Annotated in this window: 19 protein-coding genes and 1 pseudogene; 7 read left to right on the forward strand and 13 right to left on the reverse strand. The window is 58.3% G+C overall.

The genetic code is table 11. The features are described 5' to 3' along the window. Positions 1 to 81: 81 nt before the first annotated feature. Positions 82 to 369 (reverse strand): YuiB family protein, encoded by a 288-nt coding sequence (locus PHU01S_RS11695; protein WP_083436575.1) that lies wholly within the window; start codon positions 367 to 369, stop codon positions 82 to 84. Positions 370 to 554: 185 nt separating this feature from the next. Between PHU01S_RS11695 and hemQ the strand changes: the two genes are divergently transcribed. After that, positions 555 to 1,301 (forward strand): hydrogen peroxide-dependent heme synthase, encoded by a 747-nt coding sequence (hemQ, locus tag PHU01S_RS11700; protein WP_049869691.1) that lies wholly within the window; start codon positions 555 to 557, stop codon positions 1,299 to 1,301. A 113-nt stretch (positions 1,302 to 1,414) separates the two neighbouring features. On the opposite strand, the gene PHU01S_RS11705 is transcribed toward hemQ, so the two are convergent. Together PHU01S_RS11705 and PHU01S_RS11710 are read right to left on the reverse strand one after the other, a co-directional pair. After that, positions 1,415 to 1,687, reverse strand: a complete 273-nt coding sequence (locus PHU01S_RS11705) for a hypothetical protein (RefSeq protein WP_021880086.1) — start codon at positions 1,685 to 1,687, stop codon at positions 1,415 to 1,417. Further along, positions 1,687 to 2,880, reverse strand: a complete 1,194-nt coding sequence (locus PHU01S_RS11710; RefSeq protein ID WP_048748684.1) for an NAD(P)/FAD-dependent oxidoreductase — start codon at positions 2,878 to 2,880, stop codon at positions 1,687 to 1,689. The genes PHU01S_RS11705 and PHU01S_RS11710 overlap by 1 nt, the downstream gene beginning before the upstream one ends. Positions 2,881 to 3,083: 203 nt before the next feature. On the opposite strand from PHU01S_RS11710, the gene PHU01S_RS11715 reads away from it, so the two are divergent. Beyond that, positions 3,084 to 4,085 (forward strand): NAD(P)/FAD-dependent oxidoreductase, encoded by a 1,002-nt coding sequence (locus PHU01S_RS11715; RefSeq protein WP_021880088.1) that lies wholly within the window; start codon positions 3,084 to 3,086, stop codon positions 4,083 to 4,085. Between the two features lie 416 nt (positions 4,086 to 4,501). On the opposite strand, the gene PHU01S_RS11720 is transcribed toward PHU01S_RS11715, so the two are convergent. After that, entirely contained in the window at positions 4,502 to 4,645 is a 144-nt protein-coding gene (locus tag PHU01S_RS11720; protein WP_021880090.1) for a sporulation histidine kinase inhibitor Sda, read from the reverse strand. 301 nt (positions 4,646 to 4,946) lie between these two features. Then, a complete protein-coding gene (locus tag PHU01S_RS11725; RefSeq protein WP_048748686.1) occupies positions 4,947 to 5,597 on the reverse strand; it encodes a YheC/YheD family protein in 651 nt (216 codons plus the stop codon). 464 nt (positions 5,598 to 6,061) lie between these two features. Between PHU01S_RS11725 and PHU01S_RS11730 the strand changes: the two genes are divergently transcribed. Further along, positions 6,062 to 6,568, forward strand: coding sequence for a hypothetical protein (locus PHU01S_RS11730; RefSeq protein WP_048748687.1), 507 nt, complete (start codon positions 6,062 to 6,064; stop codon positions 6,566 to 6,568). A gap of 193 nt (positions 6,569 to 6,761) precedes the next feature. Here the strand turns inward: PHU01S_RS11730 and PHU01S_RS11735 are convergent, their stop codons facing one another. The 4 genes from PHU01S_RS11735 to PHU01S_RS11750 form a co-directional block, all read right to left on the reverse strand. Beyond that, entirely contained in the window at positions 6,762 to 8,708 is a 1,947-nt protein-coding gene (locus PHU01S_RS11735) for an ABC transporter permease (protein WP_127507719.1), read from the reverse strand. Continuing rightward, entirely contained in the window at positions 8,683 to 9,459 is a 777-nt protein-coding gene (locus PHU01S_RS11740; protein WP_021880094.1) for an ABC transporter ATP-binding protein, read from the reverse strand. Before PHU01S_RS11740 ends, PHU01S_RS11735 begins: the two co-directional genes overlap by 26 nt. A 114-nt stretch (positions 9,460 to 9,573) precedes the next feature. Further along, positions 9,574 to 10,650: a sensor histidine kinase gene (locus PHU01S_RS11745; protein WP_049867945.1), complete on the reverse strand. Its 1,077-nt coding sequence runs from the start codon at positions 10,648 to 10,650 to the stop codon at positions 9,574 to 9,576. Continuing rightward, positions 10,647 to 11,402 (reverse strand): response regulator transcription factor, encoded by a 756-nt coding sequence (locus PHU01S_RS11750; RefSeq protein WP_048747645.1) that lies wholly within the window; start codon positions 11,400 to 11,402, stop codon positions 10,647 to 10,649. Before PHU01S_RS11750 ends, PHU01S_RS11745 begins: the two co-directional genes overlap by 4 nt. 209 nt (positions 11,403 to 11,611) lie before the next feature. Between PHU01S_RS11750 and PHU01S_RS11755 the strand changes: the two genes are divergently transcribed. Further along, positions 11,612 to 13,267: an FAD-binding dehydrogenase gene (locus PHU01S_RS11755; RefSeq protein ID WP_127507721.1), complete on the forward strand. Its 1,656-nt coding sequence runs from the start codon at positions 11,612 to 11,614 to the stop codon at positions 13,265 to 13,267. Between the two features lie 294 nt (positions 13,268 to 13,561). On the opposite strand, the gene PHU01S_RS11760 is transcribed toward PHU01S_RS11755, so the two are convergent. Further along, positions 13,562 to 14,020 carry a DinB family protein gene (locus PHU01S_RS11760; RefSeq protein ID WP_049867947.1) on the reverse strand — a complete coding sequence of 153 codons (459 nt, stop codon included), beginning with the start codon at positions 14,018 to 14,020 and terminating at the stop codon, positions 13,562 to 13,564. Between the two features lie 198 nt (positions 14,021 to 14,218). Between PHU01S_RS11760 and PHU01S_RS11765 the strand changes: the two genes are divergently transcribed. The 3 genes from PHU01S_RS11765 (at position 14,219) to PHU01S_RS11775 (ending at position 15,710) form a co-directional block, all read left to right on the forward strand. Next, positions 14,219 to 14,788, forward strand: a complete 570-nt coding sequence (locus tag PHU01S_RS11765; protein ID WP_049867948.1) for a TetR/AcrR family transcriptional regulator — start codon at positions 14,219 to 14,221, stop codon at positions 14,786 to 14,788. Between the two features lie 166 nt (positions 14,789 to 14,954). Next, positions 14,955 to 15,329, forward strand: coding sequence for a DMT family transporter (locus PHU01S_RS11770; protein ID WP_049867949.1), 375 nt, complete (start codon positions 14,955 to 14,957; stop codon positions 15,327 to 15,329). A 66-nt stretch (positions 15,330 to 15,395) separates the two neighbouring features. Then, the gene (locus PHU01S_RS11775) at positions 15,396 to 15,710 is read left to right on the forward strand and encodes a DMT family transporter (protein WP_048747654.1); all 315 of its coding nucleotides are present in this window, start codon (positions 15,396 to 15,398) and stop codon (positions 15,708 to 15,710) included. Between the two features lie 150 nt (positions 15,711 to 15,860). On the opposite strand, the gene PHU01S_RS11780 is transcribed toward PHU01S_RS11775, so the two are convergent. The 3 genes and pseudogenes from PHU01S_RS11780 to PHU01S_RS11790 all read right to left on the reverse strand — a co-directional run bounded on the left by PHU01S_RS11780 (position 15,861) and on the right by PHU01S_RS11790 (position 17,965). Beyond that, positions 15,861 to 16,292 carry a hypothetical protein gene (locus PHU01S_RS11780; protein WP_164763057.1) on the reverse strand — a complete coding sequence of 144 codons (432 nt, stop codon included), beginning with the start codon at positions 16,290 to 16,292 and terminating at the stop codon, positions 15,861 to 15,863. A gap of 407 nt (positions 16,293 to 16,699) precedes the next feature. Next, a pseudogene (locus tag PHU01S_RS11785) lies at positions 16,700 to 16,810 on the reverse strand (iron-sulfur cluster assembly accessory protein); the annotation flags it as partial. Between the two features lie 774 nt (positions 16,811 to 17,584). Beyond that, on the reverse strand, positions 17,585 to 17,965 hold the full coding sequence (locus tag PHU01S_RS11790; RefSeq protein WP_048747660.1) for a phBC6A51 family helix-turn-helix protein: 381 nt from the start codon (positions 17,963 to 17,965) through the stop codon (positions 17,585 to 17,587). Between the last annotated feature and the right edge of the window lie 95 nt (positions 17,966 to 18,060).

The raw sequence follows: 18,060 nt of genomic DNA on the forward strand, positions 1-18,060 counted from the left end.
AGCGCCCGCAGCCTATGGAACGAGCAGGCCGCGAAAGCGCCGCATGTCGGCCGCTTTCCTTTTTGAAACTCCGGCAAAAGCCTAGAACATCTTGAAGCCGCCGATGCGGAGCTTGCGGATGGCATACCCGCTTACATAGGCTCCGACAAGGGCGCCGATGACCGGCATCCAATCGATGAACGTGAACTCTCCTATATTATCGGCCACCGAGACGCTGTGGTCCCAGGTGGACCATATGTAGATCGGCACCAGTACGATCAGGAACAGATAAATCGGAAACCAGGTTGTCTTCATGAGCATGTTCAGGATGAATCCGATTCCAAACATCATCACAAAAAAGAGCACCGTCGCAATTATAATTTGAAGCATGCCGCCTATCATCCTTCCGTTCTCGCATACCAAACGCGGTTCCTTCTAAGTTTATGCCAAGCCTGCCCGCAAGTCAATTTGCAGCTTCCCGCTCCGGTTGCTCTGCTTGAGGCGATTCGATACAATGGGAGACATGGCAGGAGGGGTGCAGGCATGCCCTTCTTATGGAAGGAGAAACAACGGAAATGAGTGACGCAGCACAAACGCTGGAGGGCTGGTACGTTCTCCATGATTTCCGCACGATCGACTGGCAGGCCTGGAAAGCGGCCGGCGCCGGAGACCGCGCTTCCGCGCTGGACTCCATCCAATCCATGCTGGCCGGGTGGACACGCGACGAGCAGGACCGCAAGGGCAGCACGGCGTTCTATTCCGTCGTCGGCCAGAAAGCCGACTTCGTCATCATGCATCTTCGCGAGACGCTTGAGGAGCTCAGCGAACTGGAGACGAGCTTCAACAAGAGTCCGCTCGGCGACTATACGAAGCCCGCTTACTCCTATGTCAGCATCGTGGAGCTCAGCAACTACATGAGCAAGCCGGGCGAGGATCCGATGCAGAACCCGGACATCGTGGCCCGCCTCAAGCCGACGCTTCCGAAAGCCCGCCACATCTGCTTCTATCCGATGAACAAGCGCCGCGACGGCGGCGACAACTGGTATATGCTCGGCATGGACGAGCGGCGCGCGATGATGCGCAGCCACGGCATGATCGGCCGCCAGTACGCCGGCAAGGTCAAGCAGATCATCAGCGGCTCCGTCGGCTTCGACAACTGGGAATGGGGCGTGACGCTGTTCGCGGAGGACGCCCTCCAGTTCAAGAAGCTCGTCTACGAGATGCGGTTCGACGAGGTGAGCGCTCGCTACGGCGACTTCGGCGAGTTTTTCATCGGCAATCTGCTCGACGGCGCCAAGCTGGAGCAGCTGCTGTCCGTTTGATGCCCTGACCGGGATATCCCGGTCGAGGCAGGCTCTGCGCAGCAGGCGCATGGCAGCAGAAGTAAAGCCGCAGGCGGAAGGGTTTTCCCCTTTCAGCCTGCGGCTTTTTCGCTTCAATCCTCGTCTTCGTCATCCTCGAGACCGGCCTCGGCGGCCAGCCTCTTGGCATTCAGATATTCCTCGGTGTCCCGGTCGCGCTGCCGGCCCTTCTCCTTGAGCCGCTCGATGCCCGGCTCGATGAGCCTGTCCACTTCCTTCTGGACGGTATAGGCCAAGTCGTGGCGGTTCTGGGACTCCAGATAGGAGCCCACTTCCATCAGCGCGTTGTACCGGTCAAGCTCGTCTCTCGTCAGCAGGCCGCGCACCTGCACGCTGCAGTGGCGCATTAGAAGAACTTCCCTTTGCGCAGGACGAGCGGGATTCCCCCGATGATGAACAGGTAGCGCAGGTCGATCATCTTCTTCAGCCAGGCGGCCTTGCGGCCCTGGTATTTCTTGCCGAAGGCGACGCCGATGCCCTCGCCTTTGCCGAGCGAGGCGACCGTGCCCTTGTTGCTGAAGGCGAATGTCTTCAGCGGCTGGCTGCGGATCGCCGCGACCAGGTTGTGGGCGCAGGTGACGCCCTGCTGCATGGCGATCTGGGCGGTCGGCGGATACGGACGGCCCTCTTCGTTGAACATCAGGGAATTGTCCCCGATGATGTAGATGTTCTCCTGGTTCGGAGCCCGCAGGTAGTCGTCGACCTTGACGCGGCCGCGCATCGTCTCGAAGCCGGCCTCGTCGATCAGCCGGTTGCCGCGGATGCCCCCGGTCCAGATGACGGTCTTGGAGCGGATCTCCTCGCCGTCGCCGACGATGACGCCGTCGGGCGAGCATTCCTTGATCGCGGTCCCGATGCGGAAGATGACGCCTTTCTTGGCCAGCACGTCCATGCCGTACTTCACCAGCTCCGGATCGAAGCCCGGCAGCGCGGACGGCGCCGCCTCGATGTTGTAGAGCTTCACGAGCGAGCGGTCCACGTCGAACGCGCGGCATAGCTGCGGGATGCGGTCGGCCAGCTCGCCGACGAACTCGATGCCGGTGAAGCCCGCTCCCCCGACGACGAACGTCAGGTAATCGGTGCGATGCGGCTCCCGCTTGTACCTCGCGAACTGGTACTCGATATGCTCGCGGATGAGGCGGACCGAGTTGATGCTGCGGATGTTCATCGCATGCTCGGCGAGGCCCGGGATGCCGAACGTTTCCGGCTCTCCGCCGAGGCCGATGACCAGATAGTCGTAGGACAGCGTTCCGTCCTCCAGAATGACCTTCTTGTCCTGCGTCCGGATCTGCACGACCGTGGACTTCACGAAGTCGATCTTGAATTCATCGATCAGCTTGGAAATATTGACGCGGGCATTCTCGGGATTGTCCGTTCCCGCTGCCGGCATATGCAAATGGGTCGTAATATAATGGTAGTCGTGCTTGTTGACAAGCGTGACGTCCGCTTCGTTGTAGTTCAGCTGCTTCTGGAGCTTCAGCGCGGTCAGAATGCCTCCGTAGCCTGCTCCCAGTATGACGATCTTCGGTATATTGCTCATATGGCGTTCCCTTCCAATCCATCTCTTGACATCCTGCTATCTAATGATCCAAATATACTCCTGCCATGATATCAAAATAAGGATTGGCACATCAAGGTCATTTCCTACGAAAATAATTAGAAGAACGTACAATTGCGCCGTTTCCCTTGGACGCCCGGGCAGGCGTATAATGATCCTGTAGCCCATGTTCTGGAGGTGCGGAAATGACAGGATTGGAATCCAATGCGGAACCGGTCGACATCGCCATTATCGGCGGCGGGCCGGCAGGCATGTTCGCCGCCTTTTACGGCGGCATGCGCCAGGCATCCGTCAAGATCATTGAAAGCATGCCGCAGTTGGGCGGCCAGCTCGCCGCCCTGTATCCCGAGAAGCACATCTACGATGTCGCCGGCTTTCCCAAGGTTACCGCCCAGGAGCTCGTCGATTCGCTGCGGCGGCAGCTGGATCATTTCGCGCCGGAAGTGTGCCTGGAGGAGAAGGTAACCTCTCTCGTCAAGCACGGGGAGCGGCTGTTCGAGATTCGTACCGACAAAGCTGTCCACTGGGCCCGCGCCGTCATCGTCACGGCAGGCGTCGGCGCCTTCGAGCCCCGCCGGCTCGAGCTGCCGGAGGCGGCGCTGTACGAGAAGAAGAACCTGCATTACTTCGTCAGCGATCTGCATCAGTTCAAGGGCCAAAAGGTGCTGATCAGCGGCGGCGGCGATTCCGCCGTCGACTGGGCGCTCATGCTCGAGCCGATCGCCGAAAGCGTCACCCTGATCCATAGAAGGGATAAATTCCGCGCTCATGAGCACAGCGTAGCCAAGCTGCAGGAATCCACCGTCCGGGTGCTTGTCCCGACCGAGATCGCCAAGCTGGAGGGCGAGGTCTACATTGAGCGGGTCACTCTGCGCCATGTGAAGACCGGCGAGGAGACCGTGCTGGATACGGATACGGTCATCGTCAACTTCGGCTTCGTATCGTCTCTCGGCCCGATCGCCGAGTGGGGCCTCGATATCGAGGGAGGCAGCATCGTCGTCGACACCCGGATGGAGACGAGCGTGCCCGGTATCTTCGCTGCCGGCGACATCACGACTTATCCGGGCAAGCTGAAGCTGATCGCGGTCGGTTTCGGCGAAGCGCCGACGGCCGTCAACAACGCCAAAGTCTATATCGATCCTTCCGCCAAGCTCTCGCCTGGACATAGCAGCAATCTCAAGCTGTAGGCCATAACGGAAGAAGATCCTCGAATCAGACCCGTTAGAACCGAAAAAATAAGGGTATCCTACCTCGACATGCGCCATGCTTCCGATTGAGCGGCAGCAAACGATGTCTTGGGAGGGTACCCTATTTTATGTGTCCCGTATGCAATGGAATCCGGCTTCTCTATGCGGCATGCCCGCACTGCGCAGGACCGGCCGAAGACTGCGGTCCCGCGGCGGATTATGCAGGCCCGTATTCGCCGTACTCGCCAGTACAGACCGACGATCTGTCCGGCGGATTGGAACAGGCTTGTTATCATATGGTGTATTGTCCCGCCTGCTCCAGCAGCTGCGGAGTCAGCGTCCGCATTGAGCTGTGATCGTCCATCCCTGATTTCCATCCGGATGGCCGTGGAACAACAAGCGCGGCCAAGAAGTCATCAAGCGCCTAAAAGTATGGATTCGGGACTCAGTTGTCTGCGCTTCAGCTCACCCTTCAAAAGCTTGATGAAATCGTAATCCAGATTGAACTGGACCGCGCTGAAGTAAGTCTCGATCAGCAGCTCATCAGACAACAACTCCATATTTCAGCCTCCTTTCGAATTGAATTTCTATTTCTTCCCAATCTTAGCATGGGCTGTTTTCAAGGAACAAGCGTTCCGTTATCCACATGGAACGGTGTACAAGATGTGCACAAATTGTGGGTATTTGGAAAATCTTGAGGAAACTCTTCATGCTTACTGTGGACAGAGTTATACACAACCGGAGGGGAGGGAAATTCAATAAAAAAGTTTGATGAATACTTTATTTCCGATAAAGATTTTGCAGGCTCCAGCAAGGTTGAGCGGGAGATGGGGAGGGTAATGATAATGCTCGGCTGCATGCCTATTTAGGACGGGTGTTGACCTCGAAAATCCATATCTTCCCGCTTTTGTCGAGGCCGTAATCAAAGCCGAGCTGGCCGATGCCGGGAAAGCGGGCTTCCAGCGCCGACGCTGAAATTCGGGTCAGGCTGCGCATTTCCTGCTTTTTGCTCCTCACCAGCTTCGAGGACAGCGAGCGGCTTATTCCTTGGGCCGCCGTCAGCTGGCTGCCGCCCCGGCACAGATTCGTGACGAACAATCCCGGCCTGGCGACGCGCCCGACCATCGAGCGGAATTCCCAGCGGCTTCCGTTTTTCACGTATTTGACCCGATAGTCGATCGGCCTTCCTCCAACTGTCGCCAGTTGGATGCCTTTCTGGATCATGTAGGCGCGCCCCTTCTGCAGCGGCTTCAGAGCCCTGTGGAGGGATGGGACCGACGAGGCCGAGCGGGTCCTCGAGCTGTGCGTATAGCTGTATCCGCTTCCGCTGCGCTCGATCTTGATGACTCCGATTCCCCCGGTCCCGCGAACCGGCTTGATGACGACCATCCCGTGCTGCTCCAGCATGCTCTTCAGATTGGCTTCCGTGTAAGGCCGGGTCGGGGGAATATGGGGAGCGATGGACGGATGGGAGAGAAGCGCGGCGGTTTTGGCCATCTTGCTCGAGAGCATGCGTCCGCCGCCCTTCCCCGCATGAAGCGGCAGCGACAGCGCCTTCTGCACATAGGCCAGCTCATCCTCGGCATTCGCCGTCTCGGGGACTGCCTCTCCTTGAACGGGAGCGTCCTGGGCAGCCGCAACGGCAGCCGCAGGCACTTCATCCGCCGGGAAGGCCGAATCTGCTGCGAATTCTTCCATTTGGATCGGTTCTCCTTTCCTCTTTCTCTTCTATTCTATGCTTTCAGGCGTTCGTTCTCTTGGATGATTGTCCGAGGCTTATGGCCTCTATTGCCCGCTGCAGCCTTCCAGGCAGACGCCGGGGAAGGATGAGAGCCTGAGACAGCCTCGACCTGGACTTAAGTCCGGGATCTGATTTCCCTCCGGCAGGAGGACAGCAGGCCGCAGCCTTGGTATAGTGGAAAAAAACGGCCATCAACCGCGTTCTGCAGGTGGCCTACAGCCGAAAGGGTGGAATCATGACTCGCCAAGCAAAAGCCGTCCTCGGAGCGGCGCTCATCCTCCTCGGGGTCTATATGATGCTGCAGCAAGGCCGCAGCGTCGGTCCCGGATTCATCTTCGGCCATTTCTGGCCAAGCCTGTTCGTGATCCCGCTCGGCATCTTCTTCCATTGGATGTACTTCTCCTTGCTCGGACGCCGCGCTCCTGGACTTCTCATTCCCGGCGGGATTTTGCTGGCGGCCGGCCTCGTCTGCCAGTTCGCCATGCTGCTGGACAACTGGGGCTCGATCTGGCCCGGCTTCATCCTGGCCGTTCCGTTCGGCCTGTGGGAATTCTATTGGTTCGGAAACCGGAACCGCTGGCTGCTTATCCCGATCAATATCCTGCTCGTGATCGGCCTGCTGTTCAGCGCCGTCTTCTCGATCAGCGCGCTGCTCAGCGGCTTCGCCTCCGTATTCCCGTTCCTTGCTTTGCTGTTCATTATCGGCGGCTCGTTCCTGCTGCTCTCGCGAAGCCGCGCTTGAGAAAAGCCGAATCCAAAAAAAGCGGACCTCCGGAACTTTTTCCGGGGGTCCGCTCTTTTTGACGAGTTTATGGCTCCATTGCCCCTCGCACGATTCCTGCTGCCCGTACGGGATCACTCGCCCTTCTATTGATTCTTGCGAAGGCGTGCAAGGCCTATCAGCCCTTCCCTTCCCGATCAATAGACTATCGGGTTCAGCTTGCAGGCAGCTTCAGAATGCTTCTCGTGTATGCCGTGCAGGAGATCAGGAAATACACGCCCTGGAGCAGAATGTAGATGCCCATGATGATCAGGCCGTACATCCAGACCGGCGTTCCGATCAGCGTCCCCAAGGCGAACATCGCGAATACGCTGTGGACGATGCCGAGCAGGCAGGGCGCAAGGTACAGGATGCCGACTTGAGCCGCTACCGTGCGGCGCAGCTCGCCGGCGGTGAGGCCGATTTTGCGCAGCGCCTGGAACTGGCTCTGATCCTCCTGCAGCTCGGTGAACTGCTTGAAGTAAAGCAGGCTGCCAGCAGCGACGAAGAACAGGACGCTGATGAAGAGGCCGACGAAAATGGTCAGGCCGATCGACTGCTTCATGTCGCGGTAGCTCTCGACCCTGTAGCTCTGGACAAAGCTCTTCTGCTCTTTGGCGAGCGCCTTTTCGAAAGTTTGGACGGCAGGCAGCGCACGCTCCCAATCGCTAAGCTCGAAGCCGTACGCACGCAGGCGCTCCGCCGATGGAGCCCCGTCCTTCCATGCTTGCAGCGTGGAATCGGGAACGACCAGCAGATAGGTCGCGTCATTTACGGGGCTGAAGACGCTGCCGTACACGAGCTTCTGCAGCTTCAGCTCGAAGCTCGCTCCGCCAGCCTTGCCCGAGACGGTTTCGTTCGGCTTCGTTTTGCTTCCCTTCATTTCCTTATAAGGAAAGCTGATGACGGCCTCGCCCTCGGCAGGATTGACCGCATCGAGCCCGGCCCGCTTGGCCAGCAGGTTGTAGTCGGAAGCCGACACCGCCATCGCCTTGCGGGAATCTTCGGGCTTCCAGCCCGCCGCCGCCGAAGTTAGCCCCTTCGCCACGACGCCCTGGAGCTCCGCCTGCTCGGCGATGCGGCCTCCTCCGTCTTCGAGCAGCTTGCGGGCCTGCGCCGGGTCCATGACCGGATGGCCGTCGCCGCGCTCCACATATCCGACCGTGAACGGAGTATGCTCCAGGATCTGATCGCGCTGCAGCTTCTGGAACACATACACCGTGCTGGCCGCGCTCATGACGACCGCGCTCAGAATCGTGACGACGAACAGCACCCGAGCGTTGTCCTTGATCCGGTAAGACATCTGGGAGATGACGAGCATGTTCGTGCGCTTGTAGAAAATGCCCTTGCTCCGCTTGAGCCGATTCAGCACGGCCACGCTCAGCTGCGTGTAAAGGAAATACGTTCCGAGCGTCGTCAGTCCGATGACCGGAAGCGCGAAAATCAGAAAGTTCATCGGCGTCATCCAGCAGGCCAGCCCATAACCCGCCACGAGGGATGCCGCAGCGAGAATGGACAGCCAGGGCGATGCGGCAGGCGCTTTTTTGGGACGCCTCGCACCGCCGAGCAGCTCGACGATCTGCTGCCTCCCTACGGTCATCGCCGTAATGAGGGCGATCGCGAGGAACAGCAGCAGGAAGCCTCCGCCGGTGAGCAGCACCGCCTGGCCGGGAATGGCGAAGCGGATCGGCACATCGCTCTGCAGCAGCACCTCCAGCGCCATCAGGAACAGCTTGCTGAGCAGGATGCCCAGACCGAGTCCCGCCCCGATGGAGAGCACCGCGATGGCCATGCTTTCGTAGACGACCATCTTGCGGAGCTGGCCTCGTGTCGTGCCGAACAGCGACAGCAGGCCGAACTCCTTCTTCCTCGTCTTGAGGAAGGCCGAGCTGGAGTACAGGACGAAGAAGAACGAGAAGATGACGATCAGATATTCGCAGAATTTCATCATCGGCTTGACCTCGTTGGCATGGACGATATGGCCGCTGGCCACATCGGGATGCATGAGGAAGGAGGCGTACAAATAGAAAATCATGACGGAGAACACGCTGCTGAGGAAAAAAGCGGCGTAGGAGCGCCAGCTGCCCCGGATGTTGTTAAGCGCGAGCGAACGGAACGTCATCGAAATTCCCTCCCAACACGCTGAGCGAGTCCAGAATCTGCTGGAAGAACGCCTGCCGGTTGTCCCCGCGGCGGATCTCCGAGAAGAAGCGGCCGTCCTTGATGAAAATGATCCGCTGGCAGTAGCTGGCGCTGAACGGGTCATGCGTCACCATGAGCACGGTCGCGCCGAGCCGTTCATTGAGGTCCTTCAGCGACTCCATGACGTCCTTGGCCGACTTGGAATCGAGATTGCCCGTCAGCTCGTCGGCCAGCAGCAGCGACGGCTGGTGGATGATGGCGCGCGCGATGGCGGCGCGCTGCTTCTGGCCGCCCGATACTTCGTAAGGGCGCTTCGCCAATATCGGAGCGATGCCGAGCAGAGCCGCCACCGGCTCCAGCGCCGCTTCGATCTTGGACGGGGATGCGCCGTCGAGCACGAGCGGCAGCGCGATGTTCTCCTTCAGGCTGAGCGTGTCGAGCAGGTTGAAATCCTGGAACACGAATCCGAGCTCGCGGCGCCGGAACAGCGCCAGCTTGCGTTCGGACAGGCCGGCCGGATTGATGCCGCGCACCTGGATCGTGCCGGATGTCGGCTTGTCGATCGTCGACAGCAGATTGAGCAGGGTCGTCTTGCCGCTGCCCGACGGGCCCATGATGCCGACGAATTCTCCGGCGCCGACGTTGAGATCGATGCTTTCCAGCGCTTTATAGCTGACCTCGCCTTTGGTGCTGTAGATTTTGCCCAGCGAGTTGACTTCCAGAATGTTCATGTCGTTTGGATCCTCCCGATTCTATCTTGTTTCTCTGTCTGGCTTGGTTCCAAGTATAGCCGGGAGGCCGCGGCCGGCCCATTGATTCAGCTTACAGCCCGCCTTACAACATTGTCACCTGACTTGGAGATCCTTATGGATGGCTTTCCCGTGGAAAGACAGTGTCGCGGTCGTCCCCTCTCCCGCCGCGGATTCCAGCTCCAGGCCGACGCCCATGCGCGAGGCGACCTCCCGGGCCAGATAGAGGCCCATGCCCGTCGACTCCTCCGTCTTGCGTCCGTTCTCTCCGGTGAAGAACGGATCGAACACTCGGGGAATATCCTGCGCCGGAATGCCGATGCCTTCATCCCGGACGGAGATGCTTGTCCCTCCGCCGGTCTGGCTGACGATCGCGATGGCCAGCTGTTTGCTGCCGGGCTTGGGACGAGAATATTTCACGGCATTGGCCACCAGCTGCCCAAGCAGGAAATGAAGCCATTTCTCATCGGTCTCTACCCAGCCCTCCCCCGTTATGCGGGGATAGACGCCGGCGGCGATGATGAGCCTCTTGTGCGCGTTGACCGCCGTGCGGGCGGCCTCGTGAAGAGAGACGCGCCTTGGATGGAAGTCCATCGCGAACTCGTCCAGGCGGGCGGTGTGCATCATCTGCTCGAGGCCGCGGGCCAGCTTGTCCGTTTCCTCCCGGAGGCTGGCCGAGGCATCCTGAAGCTCCTGGCCGACAAGGCCCGGCTTGCTGGCCGCGTTCTGCGCGATCAGATCGATGACGGATACCGGCGTCTTCATATGGTGCACCCATTGGAACACGAAATGCCGGTGCAGCTCCCGCTCGCGGTTATGCTGCTCGAGCCGGTCCTGGCTCTGATGGCCGAGCACCGAGATCAGCTCGGCCGTTTTTTTCTGTTCGGCCGTTACCGGCGACAGCAGCGGCTTCCAGCCGGCCGGCTGCCCGGTCATGCGGAGCAGCTGCTTCAGGTAAGCCCTCTGGCGCAAGTAGCCGAGCATCAATCCGGCAACCGTCATGCAGAGCGACAAGAGCAGGAAATAGCCCAGAACCGCCCAATCGACGCCGGCGGAAGACATCACCCTTTCCAGGTACCAGATCGCCGCTCCGGTCAGAAGGGAGGAAGCCACGACGGAAAGGCTGAACAGCTGCCCGCGCAAATAAAGCAGCAGAGCCGAGTGCCGCTTCATGCCCGGCTCTCCGGCGCCGAAGAACGGCCGCCCCCTTCTTCGGCCAGTTGAGCTTCATTCAGCCTGTAGCCCTGGCCGCGCACCGTTTCCAGCACGCCTCTTAGTCCGATCTCCTCCAGCTTGCGCCGGAGCCGGGTCACATTGACCGTGAGCGTATTGTCATCGACAAAGCTCGTGTCGTCCCACAGGCTTTCAAGCAGGTTGTCCCGGGAAACGATCCGGCCCCCCGACTCAAGCAGGCTTTGCGCGAGCAGCCGCTCGTTTTTGGTCAGCTCGACGGAGCCTCCCCGCCATTCCAGCAGGCTGCGGCTCGCATCCAGGCGGAGAGCTCCCATGGCGACGGCTTGATCGGCAGCGTGGGATGCAGAACCCGCAGTGGACGCGTACTCACCGTAAGCGCGGCGCAGCGCGCTTTTGATTTTGGCCATGAGCAGATCCAGATGGATCGGCTTCGTAATATAGTCGTCCCCGCCGTTTTCAATCGCCATCACCTGATCCATCTCGCCCGATCGAGCGGAGATGAACAGGACGGGAGCTTTGGAATGCTGGCGGAACTGGCGGCACCAGTAGAAGCCGTCGAAATACGGCAGATTGATGTCCATCAGCACCAGATGAGGCGCATGCTCGCGGAAATCCTCGTTCAGCTCCTTGAACCTGGCCGCCCGCTGCGGCTGGAAGCCGTAGCGCTCCAGCGCCCCCGCCAGCTGCTCGGCGATCTTGTCATCGTCCTCGACGATCGTGATTCGGTACATAGAATTCCCCTCCATATAAGGAAAGTTTACCACAAAGGGGAAAAACCATGAGCCGGGCTTAGGTCGGGAGAAACCTCCACTAGCGATTGACCCTTGCCCCCTGGTGATTTAAGATCATTTTGCATCCGAATCGTGTTCAGGCCTTCTTTCCGCCCAAGTTGTTGAAAACGCTTTTATGTTCATATTATGCCGATAAAAGGAGGCCATCCATGAATTACGACGTCATCGTGGTCGGAGCCGGGCTCGCTGGACTCACGGCCATATGCGAGCTGGCCGCAGCCGGCAAGAAGGTGCTGCTTGTCGATCAAGAGCCGGAAGCGTCGCTGGGCGGTCAAGCCTGGTGGTCGTTCGGAGGGCTGTTTCTGGTCGATTCTCCGGAGCAGCGGAGGATGGGCATCAAGGACTCCCGCGAGCTCGCCTGGCAGGACTGGCTCGGGTCCGCCGGCTTCGACCGTGCGGAGGACGAAGACCGCTGGGGCCGCCGATGGGCGGAAGCCTACGTCGACTTCGCCGCCGGAGAGAAGCGGGCATGGCTGCGCTCCCTCGGCATCTCCTTCTTTCCCGTTGTCGGCTGGGCCGAGCGCGGCGGTTATCTGGCTGAAGGCCACGGCAACTCCGTGCCGAGGTTCCATATCGTCTGGGGCACCGGACCTGGCATCGTGAAGCCGTTCGAGGCCCGCGTCCGGGCTGCAATAGACTCGGGGCTCGTCGACTATCGTCCCCGCCACCGGGTCGACGGCTTCATCACGCAAGGCGCCTCCATCGCCGGGGTGCATGGCGTCGTGCTCGAGCCCAGCCGTGCAGGACGCGGCGAAGCAAGCTCGCGGGAGCCGGTCGGCGAGTTCGAATTCCATGCCTCAGCCGTGCTCGTGGCCAGCGGAGGCATTGGAGCAAACCACGAGCTGGTCCGGCAAAACTGGCCGGAGCGGCTCGGACGGCCGCCCGCGACGATGCTGTCCGGCGTCCCGGCCCATGTCGACGGACGGATGCTCGGCATCGCGGAGCAAGCCGGCGGCCGCATCGTCAACCGGGACCGGATGTGGCATTATACCGAGGGCATCCGCAACTGGAGCCCTGTCTGGGACCGCCATGGCATCCGGATTCTGCCCGGCCCTTCCTCGATATGGCTGGATGCCGAAGGCAGGCGTTTTCCCGCTCCGAACTTTCCCGGCTTCGATACGCTGGGCACGCTGAAGGCCATCCAGGATACAGGTTATGATTACTCCTGGTTCATTCTCACCCGTAAGGTCATCGGCAAGGAATTCGCCCTCTCCGGCTCGGAGCAGAATCCGGACCTGACGGGCAAGAGCATCCGTGGCGTCCTGGGACGGGCCTTCTCTTCCGTACCAGGTCCGGTCCAGGCGTTCCTGGACCGCGGCGAGGACTTCGTCACGGCCGGCAGCGCAGCCGAGCTGGCTGCAGGCATGAACCGGATCGCCGGCAGCTCCCTTATCCAAGCGGCCGAGCTGGAGCGGCAGCTGCTGACCAGAGACCGCGAAATGGACAACAAATTCTCCAAAGACCTGCAGATCGTAGCTCTCCGCGGAGCGAGAAGCTATCTCGGCGACAAGCTCATCCGCACCGCGGCTCCCCATAAATTCCTCGACCCGGCCCATGGTCCTCTCATCGCCGTCCGGCTGCGGATCGTCAGCCGCAAGACGCTGGGAGGCCTCCAGACGGATCTTTCCGGGCGGGTGCTCGGCACCGAGGGAGCTCCCGTTCCCGGCCTGTACGCAGCGGGCGAAGCGGCCGGCTTCGGAGGCGGCGGCGTGCACGGCTACCGCGCGCTGGAGGGCACCTTCCTCGGCGGCTGCCTGTTCACCGGACGTCAGGCGGGGCGGGCGCTCTCCGAGCAGCTCCATTAACAGAGCCGCAGCTCCAGATCAAGCTGGCGCACGGATTTCAGCTGACAGTGCTCTGGCTTGGCATTTCCCGTTATCCTCTTGAATATAAAAATGCCCCGGCGATCGAAGTCGACGCCGGGGCTTCCCATTCGTCCTCCTGAAAGCAGAAAGCCCCGGCTGTCGAGTCCGACACCGGGCTTCCCTATGCTTCCGGACAACCTGCAAATCCGCCCAGGCTGCTGTGCTCTTGCACGCAGACGGCCTCGAGCCGGATGCCTCAGCCTCATTCATTGAACGTCAATTGAACGTCCGCTCTTAGCCGCGGCTGACGAAGAAAGGCAGCTGCTCGATGCCTGCCAGACGCAAGTAGACGAACAGCTGGCCTTTATGGTGGATCTCGTGGTCCTTCGCATTCTGAAGCAGGACATGACCCGGCATCGCATTTCCAAAGAAATCGATCTGCCGCTCCAATTGCTCCCCGCCGATCGAGCGAAGCAGCTCCTCCGCCCGCTCGGTCGTGGAAGCGACAAAAGCCCGGAGCTCATCGGCCGTATGGACCGAAGCCGGCTTGCCTCCCGGCATGTAGGCGCCGTTTGCAACCGTCGCGGCAAACATGACCATCGAGCCGGCGATGTGGACGACGAGCTCGGACAATGACATGGCCTTCTCCCAAGGCTTCATGCCCAGCTGCTCATCTGTTACCTGTTCCAGCATTTGAGGCAAAACGTTGCGGTGGCTGCGCCACTCGGCGATAAATCCATTGATGTCAGTCATCTCATGGTTCTCCTTTGGTGGATGGGATGGGCCGATAGGTATAACGGCATCCCTCATTATATCGGACAGCAGGGGGCATTTCATCTTGGAGCCAGACAGAGCGGCACCGGCTCTGCATCTTGACATCCTGCAAGGGAACAATTAAACTGAAGATAAATGACTGACATTCATTCATATGCGAAAAGGATCGTGCTTCCCATGGATAAACGACAGCTGATTATCAATGCCGCCATTGCGGTCTTGCAGGAGAAGGGCATGGAAAAAACCAAAATCTCCGACATCGTGAAAGAGGCGGGAATCGCCCAAGGCACCTTCTATCTGTATTTCCCTTCAAAGCTGTCCGTCATGCCGGCGATCGCGGAAGTCATGGTCCAGAACATTCTCGTCCGGCTGCATGCGATCGATGACGGCGGCAGCGCCAGAGAGCAGCTGGACGGCATGGTCGAAGCGATCTTCGAGGTCACCGAGCAGCATCGGGATTTGTCCGCGCTGATCTACTCCGGCATCACCCAGACGGAGCATGTCCGGGAATGGGAAGCGATCTACGACCCGATTTACAAGTGGATCAACGGAAGGCTGGTCCAGTTCCAGGAACGCGGCGAAATACGCCCGTCCATCGCGACCGCTTACGCAGCCAAGCTGGTGCTCGGGCTTATCGAAACCGCCGCCGAGCAGAATTATTTGTACGCCGCTTCGGACAGCGCAGTCGTGGAGGAGCATGTCGCGGAGCTTAAAGCGTTTCTTGTCGCCGGGCTTGGATTGAAATGACGGCTGTCCGTCTTTTTACAGCTAATTATGACTGACGTTCATTCATAAGGTGATTTTATTCATTAGCAGGACTTCATTTCATAGGACGATTCATTCGTTTTAACCTTTTTTCGTTTAACCGTTTCATTCCTATATGATTTCCTTCATCTCGAAAGGTGTGTCTCTCATGCATGCGCAACAAAAGAACAAACCCGCCAAACCGCAATTAGGCTGGCTGTTCGTCGGACTGACCTGCCTTATGGAATGGATCTGGGTGTATGGCTTCCATACCGCGAATCTCCCTTGGCACTTCGTCCTGATCGCCGTTCTCATCGTCATCGACTTCTACTTCCTTTATCGGGCCTGCCAGTCCATCCCTACCGGCACCGTCTACGCCCTGTTCGCGGCAGCGGGAACCATCGGCACCGCTCTGATGGACGCCACCCTGTTCGGGGGCACCTTCAGCATCGCCAAAAGCCTGTTCATGATTCTGCTGCTGATCGGGATCGTCATGCTGAAGCTGGCGGACGGCAAAAGCGCCGATTCCTCGCCTAACAGCTGAAATAAACCGGCAAGCAGCCAATGGCCGGTTCAACCAATTTAGAAAGACAACATGGAGGTTATCATCATGGGTTGGATCTTTGTTTTCTCCGCAGCGGTCTGCGAAGTGACCGGAGTCGTAGGACTCAGCCGCTTCTCCAGGCGCAAAAGCTGGCTGAACGCCCTGCTGTTCGCCGGCGGCTTCGCGGCGTCGTTCATCCTGCTTTACGCTTCGTTCCAATATCTCCAGCTTAGCATTGCCTACACGGTATGGATCGGTCTCGGAACCTCTCTTGCCGTCGTGACGAACATGATCTTTTTCGGCGAATCGAAAAGCAGGATGCGGATGCTCAGCCTGCTGCTGATCGTAATCGGCGTGAGCGGACTGAAGGCCGTATCTTGAAACCGATTGAAAAAACCGGGAACGAGAGGACTCGTTCCGGGGGCTCCAATTGTTCTCGAGACCGTGCTGGTCTGATTACTTACCATCAAGGTTGAACATCCTATTTTTATTCGACTTCGGAGTTGCGGGACTCAAAGCTTGAATGCGATTTTATGAAGCTTTCGAGATTTTAAAAGCGAACTCCCATGTTGCAGTATTTCCGGAATAGCGGCCACGATTCTCGACGACGGTCACTTTCATTTTTTTCGTCACGGTGCCCTTGATAGCGGACAACTTGATTGTTGAGCTTCCTTTTCCGATGTCAGGAATCTTGTCCTGTTCCTCGACGTCCACTTCCAGCTTGATGGTTTCGCTGCCCTTTACTGTCAGCGTGACCGAATGGCCCTCCTCAATCTCCTTGCTGCCAGCCCGTGCTTCATACCGCCACTCGTTGCCGACATGATTGTTCTCGACCAGCTTCGCGCTTACGAAGGTGACTTTGACGCTTGTGGCTTTGGGGGCCGCCAATAGCGGTTGGGCGGTAAAAGCAACCAGGAGCAGCAGAGCAAGCAGAGCATTTATTCCTTTTCTCTTCAAGCGCATCTTCCTTTCCCTTTTGCCTAAAGAGTATACAGCATATATATGAATGATATAAATATATCCATTAATGGATTCTTGGAAAGAACAATAAAATATTCTACGCCGGAGGATTTCCTTTTTCGGAATCTAACTTGCAGCTATAAGCTCATCTTCGGGTTGGAACTTTTCGCTGTTTCCTGTTCAACACAAAAAAACCTTCCGAACGTTGTATGTCAACATACAACGTTCGGAAGGTCGGATTTACAACCCATAACTGCCGTATTGCCGGTTGATCATAATCAATTCGACGATTGTGTATTTTCTAATCCCAATTCACAGCCCTTGTATTTCGGTTGTAAGAATTCCGAATTGGACCCTAAGGTAAACTCCCGACTCTGCGCCGCCTTAAAACCTTCTCAGAGGCGCTGGCCTCAGCACTCGTCCGGCTTCGGCTTGCCGGCGTCGCTCGCCGTGCGGAAGCTTGATCCGCAGCCGCAGGTAACGGTGGCGTTGGGGTTGTGGATCGTGAAGCTATCGTTAAGCCTGCGCAAGGTTAAAACCCCGTCAGATCAACGTTTTATAGCGCGTCCGTGGATTGCGGACATGCCGTATGGATTGCGGTGTCCTCGGTAAAGGATACGTTAATAGCCGCTGATACTATTGTATCCAATTGAACGCGTATCCGCAATCCAGCGGACAAACACCCCGATATATTTTTGTTGCGTGGAAACTCCGAGGGGCTGTCAAGGGGGTTCGAGGGGGCCGCCATGGGGGGTCGACGCTTTACCGTACTAAATCGTCCTGACGTTTATGCACCCGACTGCATACGCGAGGATTGATGATATGTGATCCGCAATCCCTCCAGCATACGGATAATCCGCGCCACTACGCCATTCCTGCGACATAGGCGCCAGTGTACGATTATGTATGATTATGCAACGCGAGAAAACCGCACCGTTACGCCATCCGCTTTATCGCGATGAAGTCCGGACGGACGGCGGTTATGCAGGCGTTTATGCAGCGTGAAATCGGAAGTATTCGGTAGACCCCCCTGAGTTTTCGGACCCCTTCGCATCCCGCGCCTCGTGCAGACTTTTCGCGTAATAGTCGTAAGAACTCGTAATTTCCGATCCCCTTACGTTCGCACTGGCGGAATCCTTGCGTAACCCTTCGTATGTATTCGTATGTAACCGTTCGTTACCTTGCCCTGCGCTATATAAACGAAAGAAAACGCAGGCTCCGGATGAGCACGCGTTAGATAATCGTAGGATTAACGAATTAGCTAGCGTGGTAACACCGGAACCTGCGCGTTAAGGTTACGCCTCTCTTTTTCTCAGCGCATCTAATCGCGCTTTCAATCCTTCGATATCAACCGAATCCTGTTCGCTAATCTTGCGCTCGATACGGACCTGATCGACGATCATATCGTTAGCCTGCATGAGCAGCTTCGCGGCCGCTGCGGATTTGAGCGTAACCGCGCTATCTACCATAGCCGCCATTACTTCGGGCATCCGGTTCATCGTATGACGGACCATCTCGCGCCTGAGCTCCTGTTGAAACTCGTCATCGCGGCGCCATTGCCATAAACATTTACGCGATACTCCCGCCTCGGCTGCGACCTCCTCCAGCGTCTTACCGCCGTTCTTTACTTGCGCGAGCCATTCGATAGCTACGTATTGTTCCGGCTTCAATGCCATATGCTCGTTCCCCCTTCGTTTAATCTCTTACAGGAGTTTTCCCGTTCATAACATCTACGTACTGCTGATCCTCAGCGCCGCCTTTTTTCTTTTTC

This window comes from Paenibacillus humicus NBRC 102415 (assembly GCF_004000905.1).
Taxonomy (GTDB): domain Bacteria; phylum Bacillota; class Bacilli; order Paenibacillales; family Paenibacillaceae; genus Paenibacillus_O; species Paenibacillus_O humicus.